At 40.6% G+C, this 14,520-nt stretch carries 9 protein-coding genes and 1 pseudogene; 8 read left to right on the plus strand and 2 right to left on the minus strand.

The window, feature by feature from the left end; translation table 11 throughout:
* Window positions 1–527 (minus strand): annotated as a pseudogene (locus tag CWC28_RS08600) (immunity 49 family protein); the annotation flags it as partial.
* A gap of 12 nt (window positions 528–539) precedes the next feature.
* Window positions 540–4,364 (minus strand): contractile injection system protein, VgrG/Pvc8 family, encoded by a 3,825-nt coding sequence (locus tag CWC28_RS08605; protein WP_138624989.1) that lies wholly within the window; start codon window positions 4,362–4,364, stop codon window positions 540–542.
* A 303-nt stretch (window positions 4,365–4,667) separates the two neighbouring features.
* Here CWC28_RS08605 and CWC28_RS08610 point away from each other — a divergent pair, with 303 nt between their 5' ends.
* Genes CWC28_RS08610 through tssB form a run of 8 tightly spaced genes read left to right on the plus strand, consistent with a single transcriptional unit; the run spans window position 4,668 to window position 14,519 of the window.
* The gene (locus tag CWC28_RS08610; RefSeq protein ID WP_055197462.1) at window positions 4,668–5,087 is read left to right on the plus strand and encodes a hypothetical protein; all 420 of its coding nucleotides are present in this window, start codon (window positions 4,668–4,670) and stop codon (window positions 5,085–5,087) included.
* A gap of 28 nt (window positions 5,088–5,115) precedes the next feature.
* Window positions 5,116–5,583, plus strand: coding sequence for a type VI secretion system lipoprotein TssJ (gene tssJ / locus CWC28_RS08615; RefSeq protein WP_082389302.1), 468 nt, complete (start codon window positions 5,116–5,118; stop codon window positions 5,581–5,583).
* Window positions 5,583–6,923 carry a type VI secretion system baseplate subunit TssK gene (tssK, locus tag CWC28_RS08620; RefSeq protein WP_063704423.1) on the plus strand — a complete coding sequence of 447 codons (1,341 nt, stop codon included), beginning with the start codon at window positions 5,583–5,585 and terminating at the stop codon, window positions 6,921–6,923. Before tssJ ends, tssK begins: the two co-directional genes overlap by 1 nt.
* Window positions 6,924–6,934: 11 nt before the next feature.
* Window positions 6,935–7,657: a type IVB secretion system protein IcmH/DotU gene (icmH, locus tag CWC28_RS08625; RefSeq protein ID WP_054554075.1), complete on the plus strand. Its 723-nt coding sequence runs from the start codon at window positions 6,935–6,937 to the stop codon at window positions 7,655–7,657.
* 8 nt (window positions 7,658–7,665) lie between these two features.
* Window positions 7,666–11,382 (plus strand): type VI secretion system membrane subunit TssM, encoded by a 3,717-nt coding sequence (tssM, locus tag CWC28_RS08630; protein ID WP_138624990.1) that lies wholly within the window; start codon window positions 7,666–7,668, stop codon window positions 11,380–11,382.
* A gap of 8 nt (window positions 11,383–11,390) precedes the next feature.
* Window positions 11,391–12,383: a type VI secretion system-associated protein TagF gene (tagF, locus tag CWC28_RS08635; RefSeq protein WP_055197346.1), complete on the plus strand. Its 993-nt coding sequence runs from the start codon at window positions 11,391–11,393 to the stop codon at window positions 12,381–12,383.
* Window positions 12,380–13,945: a TssA family type VI secretion system protein gene (locus CWC28_RS08640; RefSeq protein WP_138624991.1), complete on the plus strand. Its 1,566-nt coding sequence runs from the start codon at window positions 12,380–12,382 to the stop codon at window positions 13,943–13,945. Before tagF ends, CWC28_RS08640 begins: the two co-directional genes overlap by 4 nt.
* A gap of 52 nt (window positions 13,946–13,997) precedes the next feature.
* Window positions 13,998–14,519, plus strand: coding sequence for a type VI secretion system contractile sheath small subunit (gene tssB / locus CWC28_RS08645; RefSeq protein ID WP_054554071.1), 522 nt, complete (start codon window positions 13,998–14,000; stop codon window positions 14,517–14,519).
* Window position 14,520: the final 1 nt, after the last annotated feature.

A 14,520-nucleotide genomic window follows, 5' to 3' on the forward strand; every position in this document is an offset into this window, starting at 1 on the left:
TCGATTAAAGGGGCTAAGTCGGCACTAGGGTTAAATAACCCTTTGAGTAAGTCAGACAGTGCATAATCAAAGGGTCTCAGTTGATTACCATAATTAGCTGTTTTAAACACATCATTGTCGATGGCCGTTAAGTAAGCGATGGCATCATGGTTACGGGCAATAATACTGCTGTACAAAGCAAGTAGCCACACGGGGTGCTCAGCATGTTCAGGGTCGCGTTTACCAGTTACTTCTAAATATTCATCATCGTAAAAGAAAGGGAAAGGTTGGCCGTCATGGGCATTGCTTTGGAAAATACCATGTCCTAATTGCGAAGCGCGAATAACATAGAGCCAAGCATGGTAGCTATTAGGGTTTTGAATCGCTTCCATGGGGAATGTGTTGATTAAGTTTGTATTAAAGCTAAAGTGCATTTGATACCCAGGGTTTTTCTGTATCATTTCAATTTCATCGACTTGCAATCTATTATATAGCTTTATGGTTCGGTCGTAGCTTACTTGTGCAAAGCTGTAATGGCTCTCAATCATTTTATTTATTCCTTAAAATCCTATATCAAAAATCGATACGTCAATAACTTCGATAAGCCCTGCATCATTGGCTTTTTGTTGAACCCCAATATATTCAATATTCTGCCTTCTTTTTGCAATGTTAAACTCATCCAGCATATCTTGAATGCCCTCAACCTCTTTCACAAAATCTTCATCGCCTGCTATGTAGCGTGGGTCTTTTGTTAGCGTATCAAGCTTAGAAGTGTAATTGTCAATTATCGAATTCATATACTTTTCAGAGCCTTGCTGGGCTCTATCTTTACCAGCACTCCGACTACCCCAACTGGCATTACCGCCTTTGGCTTCGATAATTAATACTTTACCGTCTTCTGTTATATACACTTGGTCAAATTGGCCTTGTTTGCCTTTGCCGGGGAGTTTGCTTGCCAGTGGTGTGGCATCTGGGTAATTTTGTTTCACATAAATGCGCGCGGCTTCTTCGCCCAGCGCTTCACTGGCTAAGCGCATGGCACTTTGCGCTTCTTTTAATGCAGTGGCGTTTCCGGCAAGAAGTGCGGCATCACGCTTGGCGACAGCTTGATTGCGTGCAGCTTCAAACTGTTTGAGTCGCTGTTTAACGTTGTCACTTAAATTAGCATGATTTATCTTTAATTTTTGCGCTATTTTGTTAAACACATTTATTTGGTCCGACACGGGTACTAAATTACCATTTTCGTAACGTAATTTAGGGGGCTTTTTGCCATCAAGGCGGCTAATAATGACTTTACCTTCACCGTTGGTATATGCGCGGTAATTGCCGCGCATATCGTCAGATAATTCAGTGAGTAATAAATATTCAGCATGGTCTTTTGCTGATACATGCGTCGCCACAGCGTGGTTTTTACTTGGCTGTAACTGTGTATCTGGTTTGGTTATTTTGGCTGAAACAGTCGGATGTTCAGCCGTCACAGCGTGTGATAACTGTTTATTTAGCTGCCTGCGTTTAACAATTTCGGCAATCTGAGTCAGTGCTTTATTTGCTTTTGCTAAATACCGTGATTTACTTGCCAGTGAAGCGGCCGCACCCACGCCACCTGTGAGCAGTGCTAATACGACCTCAAATGCCAAAATACCTGTTAATCGTTCTTGCTCTACGTGTGAGTGGGCATCAATATACTCGTAAGGGAAACGCGCTAGCGCCAAGCGGGTTTGTTCATCATCAAGTAGAATGTAAAGTAACTCACATGCTTGAGTAAGTGATTGGGCTGATTTTTGTGAGAAAGAAACAATTGTTTCTAGCTCATATTTAACGGCTTCTTTATCACCGCGAGCAATGGCTTCTATAATTCTAAAGCAAGCAGAGTACACACTTATATTAATATCAATACCGAGTACGATCAGGTCTGCTACGCCCTCAATAAGTGACTTTGCACCTTGATAAAAACCAGTGGCATTTGCACCTAGCTCTATCATGTATTGGTTAAATAGGCTTTCTTGTTCAAACAAGGCATCTTCAATGGCCGCTTTTTGTCGAACTTCATTTAGCATTGCTTCTAGGGTCTGCTTAAACTCATTACGCAGTGCAACTAATCGCTGTTCGTCGTCATCAGATGAAGCAATAAAACGAACCTGACTTTGACCTTGCGGCACGTTGGCTAGTTGCGCTTTGCCATTACTGAGTGAGCCGGTGTGCTCATGGCCAAGGCTATCGATAAGCGAGTAACGAATATTGTCTTCAGCACTGCCATCTAGGTAGCAATAGCTTAAGTCTAGTGTGCATAGTGTAGTAGAATCGAGTGAGCTATCAGCCAAATCAAATGATGAAATAGCAGGCGCACGACTCACATTAAGGCTTTGTGCACGCGCTGTACTTGGGCTTTCAATATCGTAATCAACGGGGCCATCAAAATTTATAAATGTGCCATCGAGGGTGAGTACATCGGTGGCAATAATCTCAACATTTCCTTGACTGTCGAGTTTAATTTCGCCGCCTTCGTTATGGAGAATTAAATCACCACGGCCTGAGCCTGTAATCGCGATTGACTGGTTAGTTTGCAAAAATGTTGAGCCATTGGGGGCCGAAATAGTTAAGTCACTTGAGCTAGTTTTAAGCTGAATATCGCTTTGCGCAAAAGCTTTAACTGAGCGACCACTTACCATCGACAGTGCTTGACGAGATTCAATGAGGGTGTTTTTTCCTTGCCATGCTTGGCTACCTGCACTTTGCATGTTGATATCGCGGTTTTGAGTGCTGAGCGAAACATTGTTTTTAACATCAATAAACTGATTATTTTTAATCACAAACTGAATGTTGTCGTTCTCAGTTGTTAGGCAGAGGTCTTTACCTGCATGTAAGTTAATGGTGCCGAGCTGGCTTATCCATTCTATAAATTGGCGGCCTGATTTTTTGGCATTGAGCTCAAGATAGTGCTCACCGGCTAAGGTTTGTAAAATGATTTTAGGTGCTTGCTTGTCATCATCAAACTGCAGCTCGTTTTGCGCTGCACTGACCAGCCTGTTTTGCGTATTATTTGCAGCGGTGACAACGCTTGGCTGCGATTCACTCATCGCAAAGCCCATTAAAAACGTGTTGTTGGGGTCGTTATTTATACAGCCAATAAGTACCTCAGAACCACCAACAAGGGGGAAGTGCCAGCCAGTGGCCTGAGGTTGGTTTTGACATGCGTATAAAGCAAGTTGCTGAATTGCTTGGCTTGATTGCGCAATTGGCCTTGCTGTTGTGTCAAAATCAGTTCGCACACGGTAGCAACCTAAATCATCAATGAAACTAGAAGTCGTTAAAGACTCTACCTTAGCCGGAAAGACCATAGGTTTGGCTTGATGTGGCAAAGGTTTGGCTTTAAAAGGCGTACCACGTTCGATAAATTGGGCTTTACAACTATAGCGTGTTAAACCTTGGTGACTATTTTCGTCATTAGGTTGTTCACTGCTGTGATACACGCTAACACACAGTAAATCAGCACTACTGCCCGTGCCGGTTTGATCGTCAATTGCAACTGAGCTACCCGCAAATAAATCACATACATTACCCACTAGTTGCGTTGTTTTATTAAGAGAGGCTAACGCGTTACTGAAATCTTGCGCTTGTAATGAGGCGGCACTGGGTGTTGATGCGCATGGTTCAAAGTAAGATTGACTGTTACTTGCGACCTTTAAATATTGTCCATGGGCCACGCAGTCAGTGCGATCATTGTAAATAGAATGATGTACTTGGCTGTTAAAAAAGCCAACATAAGCGGTATTTTCATCGTTATTCATACCGGCCGAGTTTTTGACTGATACAACACCGCGCTGCAAATATGGGCTGTTTAAGTTACTATCACTGATCACTAACAGTTCAATGTTATTTTTTGTTTCAAACCAAATAAACAAGCCAAATTGGGTTAGTATGCGTTGTAGAAAATGCCAGTTGGTTTCCATTGCTTGCACACACTGTGGAAGCGCTGGCAATGACGAGCCGACACGAAAATCAATTTGCCCTGGAGAGTAGCCAGCTTGGCCTGCTAAATAAAAAATAACATCTTTTAAATTAACGCCAATAAAAACCTTACTTTTTGTAATGTTTTTTAATGTACTCAATCTATCTTTAATAACTATTTTATATCGATATTTACCTTTGAATGTACCTAAATTGTCACACTCAAAAATGATCCCTGCTAGGTGGCGAAAAAAATTATCTTTATTAACGAATGTAATTAATGCGCTTTGTAAAAGCAGATGCTCTAAAAGAATTTGCTGGCTGGATTCACCAATGAGAATAAACTCAAACCCTTGATTTAATTGCTCAACACCATCTACCTGAGTGACATTTAGGGTTATGTTATTTACATCAATTAATAGTCGAGAATTAGACACATCCTTGTCCTTTTTTAACTAAGTCTTGTAGCAAGAAAGGGGAAAATACACACTTATTAATCAATATTCAATAGAATAATTGTAATCGTAATAATTGCGTCATAATTTTGTTCATAATGCCATTAAATTCCAATTAATACGTTTTTATTAGTTTTTATATTAATTCGAAATTAGTTTTATTTTTGAGCTGTATTGAGTTGACTTTTTTGAAAGGATGTTTGTATTATGCCCCCGTTTTAAGGACTAATGTACCAAAAGTATGACATGGCTTTGTACTTTTTTTGGTTAATCAAGGATGATTTTGTGGATAAAAAATTATTTATAAATCAAGTCGATAACTTTTATTTTTTGGCTTGGTCTCTTACTAAAAGTATCTCTTCCTTACTTGATCAGACCGGTATTCCAGCACATCGAGTGTTTTCAGCGTCGGTGATCGATCAGTTTTTCTTTTTCCTGAATAGTCCACCTAAAAATGAAGGTAAAATCATTTTAATTAAAGAAGATATTAGTGCTTATATTGATGAGTTGATTGTACTAAATACAAAAATAATATCTTCTGTAGATGATGTGGTTATTAAGTCTCTGGCTGTTGATAATCAAGAAAATAAACGTTCAGGTATTTTTCCTAAAATATTCAATAGTCATAAATGGTCCGATTGCGCATCAATGCGATTTAATCGAGTAATCTGTCCTGTTTACGAAGAAGTTCTTTGTAAAAATTAATTAATCTAATAAATCAATGGGGTTTTGAATGCGTTTTGCAATTAAAAAGGCAGTGCTAATTACTTTGTTTATGTCTTTAACAGCATGTATGAGTACAAATGTAGAGCTAGATATCACTGCGACAGATAATCTTAATTTGAACCAATTTGATGAAGCTTTGCCTGTGGTACTCAGAGTGTATCAACTTTCGGATATACAGAGCTTTAAAACAGCTACGTTTGAAGATTTGTGGAAATCAGATAAGTCAGTTCTGTCAAATACGTTGATCACCGTAGAAGAAAAAACAATTAACCCCGCTGAGAAAACAAAAATAGAATTTGAACAAGCAGAAAATGCGCGTTTTGTTGCCATTGTCGCCCTTTTTAGAGATCGCCAAGGTGATAAATGGAAAACGTTCTACCCGCTCGGTGACGGGCCCGTTAAATTATCTACATCGTTAGATGTATTGATTACAAACAACGAAGTTCAATTACCAGATGAAGACGAGGCTGAGTAATGAACATTAAAGGGCCAATGAAACCTGTATGGGCTGAAGGCGTGTTGCTAGCACAGCAGCATTTTCAGTTATTTGATGACTACCATGAGCAAAATCAGATTGTTAGACAAGGCTTGATTTCGCCATTGGCCTTTGGTTTGCACCACCTCACTATTGATGAATCAGCACTCGCTCGCGGTATTTTAAAGGTGATCAGCTTTAAAGCGATTCTTGAAAATGGGCGTTTACTTGAATTTGATCGTCAACATCACGAAGAACTAAAGCTTGAATTAGCTGCCGATACAGATGAAGTCACTGTGTATTTAGCGATTGCTGCAAATAAAGTTGTCAGCGACATTGAAGGTTATGCAACTAGTGGCCAACTCAGTGCCTATCAAGCAGATTACATTGAGTTTAGTGATCACCACGATGCAGCAAGAAACCGTGAAGTGTTAATTGCACAACCTAATTATATTTTGCTGACAGATAACGATGTAAAAACGTATTTTGATACGCTTGCTTGTATCAAAATTATGCGCGCTGAAGACGGTTCGTTTAAAGTCAGCAAAGAGTTTGTGCCGCCATTATTAACGATACAAGCCTCGTTTTATTTAACCGAGTTGCTTAATAGAACGGCGAACTTGGTAAATGCAAAAGTGAACGTGTTGCTTGGTCGCAGAAAGAACTTTGGTTCAGTTACTGATTTTGGACCTAACGAAATGAATAGCTTTTTGCTGTTAAATGCAATGGCACCATCAGCAAAACGCTTAGACCATTTAAAAAGTTTGCAACTAGTTCATCCAGAGCGATTATATTGCGAGCTTGTTGACTTAATTAGCTCTGTGTCGATGTTCGAGCACAGTGATTTAGTAAGTCAAATCCCGCCTTATCAGCATAAGCAATTGACTCATGTCTTCGGCACCTTAGATATTTTATTGAGTAAATTACTTGAGGGTGTTGTTCCTAAGAAAATGGCAGGTCTTAAACTTGAGAAAGTATCGAACGCCATTTATCAGGTTGCCACCATTGATTCTGCCATTTTTGATAATAACGACTTCTACTTGGCCGTTTACTTTGAATCTGAAGATACCAAGTGGATTGATACGTTTAGTGATCAGGTCAAAGTTGGCGCCACTGAAAAGCTCGAAATTATGATTGCATCGGCTCTTGCGGGCGTGCAGTTAACACATTGTCAGCGACCACCTAATAAACTAGCTATCAAAAGTGGCTATGAATACTTTCGTTTAGAGGCTCATGGTTTTATTTGGCAGCAAATTATCGAAGAGCAATCGCTTAGTTTATTTATTCCATTTGGCTTACAAGCGGCGCAAGTCGAAATCGTTACAGTGGCAAGAAATTAGGACGCAAGACAATGCAAGAAGCAAAAAACGAACTTGATCTAATCGCCTGTATTGCGCCAGTGATAAACGCGCTTGCCCCTTTAAAGTTAAAGCAATCGACAGATCTTGAACTAAACGATTTTCGAGAGCAGTTACTTACGAGTTTTGATGAGTTTGAACGTAATTGTTATACCCAGCAAGTAACAACCAGTGTTATGCAAGAAGTTAAGTTTGCCCTGACTGCAATGTGTGATGAATTTGTAATGAGCTCTGGCGCGCATTTTCGAATGGATTGGATGTCGAGACCCTTACAGCTTGAGTTTTTTGGTAATAATCGCGCGGGTGAAGAGTTTTTTGAGCGATTAGCAAAACTTCGTACCGGTGGTGAGCCAAAGTTTGCAGCATTAGAAGTGTATTACATTTGTTTGCAACTTGGCTTTGAGGGTATCTACAAAGTGAAAGGAATTGAGCAACTTAAAGCCTTAATTGTTGATGTACGTGCGCAAATAGAAGATGTACGCGGTACTCCACGAGGGCAACTATCTGATAATGGCGCGCCACTTGAAGGGTTTGCAATGAAGGTAGGCCGAAACATTCCTTATTGGGTGATTTTATCAATTTGCTTGGCATCGATTGTTTCGCTTTTTGCTGGTTTTCATTTTGTTATTAACAAGCAAGCAACTCAGAGCAGCCAACGTATAGATAATCAAGTAGAAGTACTTACGCAATTAAGTAAAACCAACGAGACTCGATAGGAAAAGTAATGCAAGGAAGAGTGAACAAAAGCGGCCTAGTGCACTTTTTACTGGGCTTAGTGTCATCAAGAGCAACAGGGCAGTTAATTGGCTTAATTGCTGTGCTCAGTATTATTTGGTTTGCTGGCCGAATCGTTGGTTTAGACACGACAGATAAAAAGCTTATCGCGATGGCTGCGGTAACAGCTGTTTTTATCGTTTTTATTTTTATCCGTTGGTTATGGACAAAGCGTTCGGGCGATAAGCTAGCCTCTGAACTTGCGAGCCATAATGCGGGTTCAAGTGCTGAACTTGATGAAATAAAAGAAAAGATGCAAGAAGCATTAAGCTCGTTAAAAGCTTCCCATCTTGGCGCAGGATACCGTGGTAATACAGCTTTGTATGCACTACCTTGGTATATGATCATTGGTCCTTCAGCCACTGGAAAGAGTACATTATTTGCTAACTCTGGCTTGCATTTTCCATACTCAAATTCAAATGAACTGCACATCCAAGGTTTTGGTGGCACGCGTAACTGTGACTGGTGGTTTTCAGATCAAGCAATTCTGATCGATACCGCAGGGCGTTACACAACAGAGCAATCTGAAAACAAAGAGTGGTTATCTTTTTTAAGCTTGCTCAAAAAATATCGTCCTAAACTGCCTATTAATGGTGTGATGGTCGCGATTAGTGTTGCAGATGTTTTAACCTCAGACAGTGAAGAAATTCGTCAACACGTAAAATTAGTTCGTGAGCGTATTGAAGAGCTTATTACTCAACTTGGGGTGATCTTCCCGGTTTATATAACCTTCACCAAAACAGACTTGATCAGCGGCTTTGAGCCATTTTTTAATGACTTAACAGAAAAAGAACGCGAGCAAGTGTTTGGTGCTTATTTACTAGATATTAGTGAAGATCAACAAAATGATCCGGCTGAAATGTTTGAAGTGCGCATGGAGGAGTTATACCAACGCCTTTGTGAGCAACGTTTGAGCAAGGTTGCTCGCGAACGTAATGAACACCGTAAGCAGTTAATTTTAGATTTCCCGAATCAATTTAAGTCAGCATCAACAAAGTTGACTGAGTTTGTAAACTTGTTATTTAAAGCCAACCCGTATCAAGAGGTTCCTTGGTTTGCTGGTGTATATTTTACCTCTGGCACGCAAGAGGGCACACCAATTGAACGTATTACGAATGGGGTAAGGGATCAATTTGGTGCTGTCGTTGTTGAGCAAAAACAAGAAAGCATTACGCAAAGCTACTTTATCAATCGTGTTTTTAATGATGTGATTTTCAAGTTGCAAGACCTAACTCGTGGTAACCGCAAAAAGCGCTTGGTTGGCCGCTGGTTAAAAGGTTTAACAGTGACTTCAGGTTTGGCAAGTATTGCCGCCGTGACAGCATTACTCATTACTTCATATACCAGTAACCAGTTGTTGTTGAATCAAGGTGAAGCCCGTGTAAAAGCGATTGTAGAAGCGAATGTAAATAAAGCAAAAGATGAGCAAAAACTTGCAGCTACGCTTGATTTATTTGAACATTATCAATCGCTTAATAATTATGAAAAGCAGTTGCCATGGTATTTCATTTTTGGCATTTACGAGGGTGACGAAACTCTAACTAGTGTTTCGCAGGTTTTGTTTAATCAATTAAATCAGTTGATCACCCTTCCTGCAGAAAAACAAACGCTTGCGCAGCTGAAAGAGTTTGAAGCTATTTGGTCAGCAGATGATGCCGATGCTCGCGCAGCAAGTCGTCAGGCATATTACGATGCTTTGAAATTACATCTGATGTTAAGTGCTCACCCTGAACACAAAGACAATGAGTTTGCCAAGCAGCAGATACTTAGTTTTATTAGCCAGCACTTTAACATTGAGATTGATGCTCAAGCTGACTCACCGATCACCTCACAATTAAACGATTTAGTTGATTTATATTTAGCGAACATAAGCACAGATCTAGAAAACCCAGGTGAAATTTTATTTTGGCAAAATAATGAAACGGCTGTACTGAATGCAAGAAATAGCCTGAACACACAACCAGAAGCCGAACCTCTATATCAACAAATTATTAGTAGCTTTGCTGAGCGTAAAAAAGCGATTCAGCTTAAACAGTTTATGGCTGCGAAAAATCGCGATGTACTGAAAAGCAACTTTAGCATTCCTTATGTGTATACCAATGCAGGTTGGCAAGAATATGTTTATCCAGAAATTAAACGTATTTCTCGACTGGTATTCTCTGGTGATTGGGTAATGGGCACAAGTAATGAAAGCGGTCAAAATGCGGTTGATGAAGCGCAAGCTGATGCACTGGCAAAAGCAATGCGTAGTTATTACTTCAAAGACTATGGCAATACATGGTTTGCGTTTTTGAACAGTATAAAAGTGCCTACTTTTAGGGATTTAAATGATGCCAGTATTAATTTTGCTCGCCTTTCGTCTACTGATGGACCACTCATTGATCTGATGACGTTGGTGAATGACAACATCGTTGTTGCAGATAAACCATCTGCTGTAAGTGCAAACAACGACAAAATAGCGACCATTCTTTCTGGTGCAACAGATACGGCGGCTAAAAAAGTGGCCAAAGGAAAGTTAGCAAAACAAGTTGCAGAGCGCCCTGATTTTTCTCAAGTTAGTACTGTTAGAGCCCCTGAACTTGAAACGCGTTTTGCTGACTTGCGTCGCTTCTCGCAGCATGATGAAGATAAGCAGATGTCTGATTATATGAGTCAGTACATTAGTTCTTTGAGCAGCATTCACTCAGATATAAAAGCGATGGCTGCTAGCAATGAAGATGATGCGCAAGCAATGGTGTTTGTACAAGACTTATTGTCTGGAAATAGCCAAGATAATGCATTGCAATCGTCTTGGATCATTATAGAAAGCCAAACTCGAGCGCTAGACCCAGAAACAAAAGACACGCTTGACGTGCTATTCAAAGCGCCATTGCAGTCAGGTATTGCAAGTATCATGGCAAAAGCACGTAGCCAGTTAAATGAAGAGTGGGAAAACCAAGTTTATACCATGTATAGCAACAGCATTGCTGGCAAGTACCCATTCAATTTGACTGGCCCTGATGCTGCTATTGCCGATGTTTCTGAGTTCTTAAATAGTGAAACTGGGGTGCTTTGGAACTTTATTAATAGCCAACTTAAACCTTTCATGAAAGTACGCCGAGGTGTATGGGAAGAAAAGCAATGGAACGGTGTGGGGATTGGCTTTAATCAAGAGTTATTAGACGGTTTAACAAAAGCAAATAAAGTAACACGCTCTTTATTCTTGAACGGCTCAGACGCGGCTGGTTTTAACTTCCAAATGATGCCTGTTCCACAAAAAGGCATTCGCGAAACGTATTTAGGTTTCTCTGAGCAAGGTTATCGTTATAGAAATGAACCGGAAGAGTGGCGTAATTTCTCATGGCCAGGAAGAGGCGCAGCAGAAAAAGCTATTTTGTATGGTTTAGATAACGCCGGACGAAGAGTCACTATTGAGCAAGATGGTCCATGGGCTTTATTAAAAGTACTTAACGAAGCAAATGTGAAATGGATTAAGGGTACAGAGTTTCTTGCTACCTGGGAATTAGTTGATAAATCAGAGCAAAGTTTAACAGTCCAGTTCTCATTAAAGTCTGGTCGCAATAGCGGTATTTTTTCAAAGTACATGTTGACCTCTTTTGCATTGCCTAATTCGTTGTTTGCACCTAAGCCACAACTTGCGCAAGCAAGTAGAGCCTCGGTTCAATAGGGGCAAGTATGTTTAATTTGTTCACCAAGAAAAAGTCGCCAACGCTGGTTAAGCAGTTTACCTATGGGTACATGGGTAAAACACCTGTTAGGCCTGACTTTGTAAAGTTAAATATATCTTCTAGGGAATCAGTAGCACTAGACCATTGGTTGCAAGAAGGTTTCGCGCATATAAACCGAGGTGTTATTGGCGGTAAAACAACTGCATTAAATGGTGTTTCTTCGTTATTTTTTGTATCTGGTAATAGTGACGACAGTAGTTTGTTAGGTGTTTTACAGCCAAGCACTGATAGCAGTGGTCGTTTTTACCCGTTTAGTTCGTTTATCCATAGCGGACTTGAGACTTACAAACGTCACCCTGCTTTTCTATTTTTATATGCAAGTCATGTTATTGAGCACCTATTAGGGGTTAATCAGCGCATCGTTGAAGCACATTCAATTGATGCGATGGCTGAGCAAGCTAAATCGTATAGTAAAGTGGCTGATGCATTAAAGCAGCAGCCAAATCTAAATCAAGAGCTTGATAAATTACGCAGTATTCCGATGAGTGTGGTTTGGCAGCATTTAGGGATCAACGACATTCATCACCGAGCGGTTTTAATTGAAGAGCTTTCAGCGGTATTAAAGTCGATTGCGAATAGAGGTTGCCTACGTACACAATTTGGTATTCGTCTACCCATGCCACACTTTAGTCACGAAAGTGCCCTAGTTGCAGGTTTTTGGCTACATTTAATTGCTTCGATCGTTGCCGATCATAATTGGCAACCTTGGTTCTTTTACCAGCTAGGAAATGAAAGCTCACAACCGAGCCTAACGGTGTTTTGCCGCCCTGTACCGGCCTCTTATTTTGGTTCAGTGTGGCTTGCTGAGGATAAGTCAAAAGACATTATTGATTTAGTAAATCTGTCACTAGACAAAGTGCCGAGCGAATACAGCCTTAATTTTGCTGATATGGACAATGTGAGTGTTTACGATGCGCTCAGAAGGTGGTGCAAAGCATGAGTGTAGTTAATCCGCATACCCATAACAGCTGGGAGCTGTGGCTTGAAGAGCTTAGTAAGCCACTTTCGGGGCTAGCGTGTGGTGAAGATCTAAAATACGAAGAAACCTTTAAAGCACTTAAAGCTTCATCGTCAGGTGTGGGCGAAGTTGATTTTAAAGTCATGTTTATTCAAGCCACCGATCTTTTGCAAAACCAAAGTAAAGATTTACGTATAGTGAGCTACTTGTGCCTTGCGGCTACCAGTGAGTTTGGCGTGGTGGGTTTAACTCATTCTTTAAAACTGTTTAATCAACTATTAAGCCAGTTTAGTGAACAGGTTCACCCTTTAAAAGCACGTATGCGTTGTGCGGTTAACACGTGGTTTTTACAGCAGCAAGAACGCTTAAAAGGAATCGCCCAAGCTCAATCATCTAGCCCTGAGCAATGGGCTGAATTAGAGACTGTGTTAGCTGAATATAATCAGGTTTCAGTGCCTGTACTTGATGCTGACTCAGGGCCTTTATCAACTCTGAATGAGTGGGTAAAAGAGCAAGTAATTCGCAATCCTGTCGCTAAGCCAGAACCAGAAGTTAAAGCAGAGCCTGAAACACACCAGACAAAAGTGGTCAGCGAGCCAACGACTGAGCCCGTAGCGCAACAAGTTGTTCAGGCAAAACCAGTGACCACTGCACCTAAAGTGGCTGACATTGCCAGCGATAGTGCTTACCTAGCAGCAATTCGTGAGCTGCTTAATTTTGATAAAGAACAAAACAACATTGAACGGGTGTTAAAGCTCTCGCGTGCAGCACGTTGGTCTGGATTAGCGTTACCTGCCAATGAAAATGGCAAAACAAGACTGCCAGCACCGCGTGCGGCTGCCTTCGCCCCCATTGAAAACGCACTGGCAACTGAACAAGCAGAGCAAGCATTGTTACTTGCTGAGGGTTTGTTTATGGAAGGCGCTATGCAGTTTAATTTGAATCTGCAAATGCTTACTTTGTCAGCGCTGAAACAGCTAAATAAAGCAAAATTAGTACAGTGGTTAGAGCAACAGCTAGTCTCTTTAGTCAGTCAATTTCCGTTATTAACCAATTTAAAATATGACGATGGTTCGGGGTTATGCAGCCCACAGAACAAAGAAGCGTTATTAGACATTGCCAATTCACATGCTTCGCAAAATGAAACAACTCAAGTGCAAGCAAATCCATTTGACGAGCATTACATAGCCTTAAGCGAGCAAGTTGCAAAAGGGCAGTTAAGTGCAGCCCTTAGCTTGGTTGCACAATTAAGTACGCCAACTGGATTCGACCAAGCTCAAAGTCAATTGCTTAAAGCTAAGTTGTTACTTAAAGCAGAACATTATGAGCACGCATTGGCAATTTTAACCGAATTACTCGAGCAAATTGAAACTTATCAATTAGCGAAGTGGCAACAACAGTTTTGCATGGAAGTATGGCGTTTCGCCAAGCAATGTTACGCCAATTTGTCTCAGACAGAGAGTGATGACATGAGTTTAGCTGCTAAGCAAATTAGTCAGCGAATGATGGTTACAAACCCGGCTCAAGCAATAGCGTGGGTGTAACACGCCTAATTGGAATTTAGTCGTTAGACAAACAAACTGCAAAGGAAGAAACATGACAGATACATTTCAAAAAGAGATCCCACGAGCTCGGATCAACATATCGTTAGAGCTTGATACTGATGGGGCATCACAAAAAAGCGAATTGCCTTTAAAAATGCTGGTTATTGGTGACTATTCTAATGGTCAGAATAGCCAAGAACTTGCTGAGCGCGAACGCGTGACGATCAATAAAAATAACATTGAGCAAGTACTGAAAGATATCGCGCCAAAAGCGAACTTTCAGGTGGCAAATAAGATTAAAGGCGACGGTGATATCAATGTTAATTTGCAGTTTGATTCATTTAAATCGTTTGATCCAGAGCAGGTTGCTGCACAGGTGCCTGAATTAAACAAAATGATGGCAATGCGTAATTTGTTACGTGACTTGAAGTCAAACCTTCTTGATAACTCATCACTTAGAAAAGAGTTGGAACGTGTTTTACAAAACCAACCAGAACTTGATGAGCTAAAAGCGAAGCTAGATGAAATAGCGCCGCTTGCTTCTGAAGACGAAAAACAACCTGTGACGGAATAAG

The organism is Pseudoalteromonas sp. S4492 (assembly GCF_005886115.1).
GTDB lineage: Bacteria > Pseudomonadota > Gammaproteobacteria > Enterobacterales > Alteromonadaceae > Pseudoalteromonas > Pseudoalteromonas gelatinilytica.

What these genes read in the sequence shown, in the direction of transcription:
- tssJ (WP_082389302.1), top strand. Translation starts at nt 5,116, where the DNA reads ATGCGTTTTGCAATTAAAAAGGCAGTGCTAATTACTTTGTTTATGTCT.
- tssK (WP_063704423.1), top strand. Translation starts at nt 5,583, where the DNA reads ATGAACATTAAAGGGCCAATGAAACCTGTATGGGCTGAAGGCGTGTTG.
- icmH (WP_054554075.1), top strand. Translation starts at nt 6,935, where the DNA reads ATGCAAGAAGCAAAAAACGAACTTGATCTAATCGCCTGTATTGCGCCA.
- tssM (WP_138624990.1), top strand. Translation starts at nt 7,666, where the DNA reads ATGCAAGGAAGAGTGAACAAAAGCGGCCTAGTGCACTTTTTACTGGGC.
- tagF (WP_055197346.1), top strand. Translation starts at nt 11,391, where the DNA reads ATGTTTAATTTGTTCACCAAGAAAAAGTCGCCAACGCTGGTTAAGCAG.
- CWC28_RS08640 (WP_138624991.1), top strand. Translation starts at nt 12,380, where the DNA reads ATGAGTGTAGTTAATCCGCATACCCATAACAGCTGGGAGCTGTGGCTT.
- tssB (WP_054554071.1), top strand. Translation starts at nt 13,998, where the DNA reads ATGACAGATACATTTCAAAAAGAGATCCCACGAGCTCGGATCAACATA.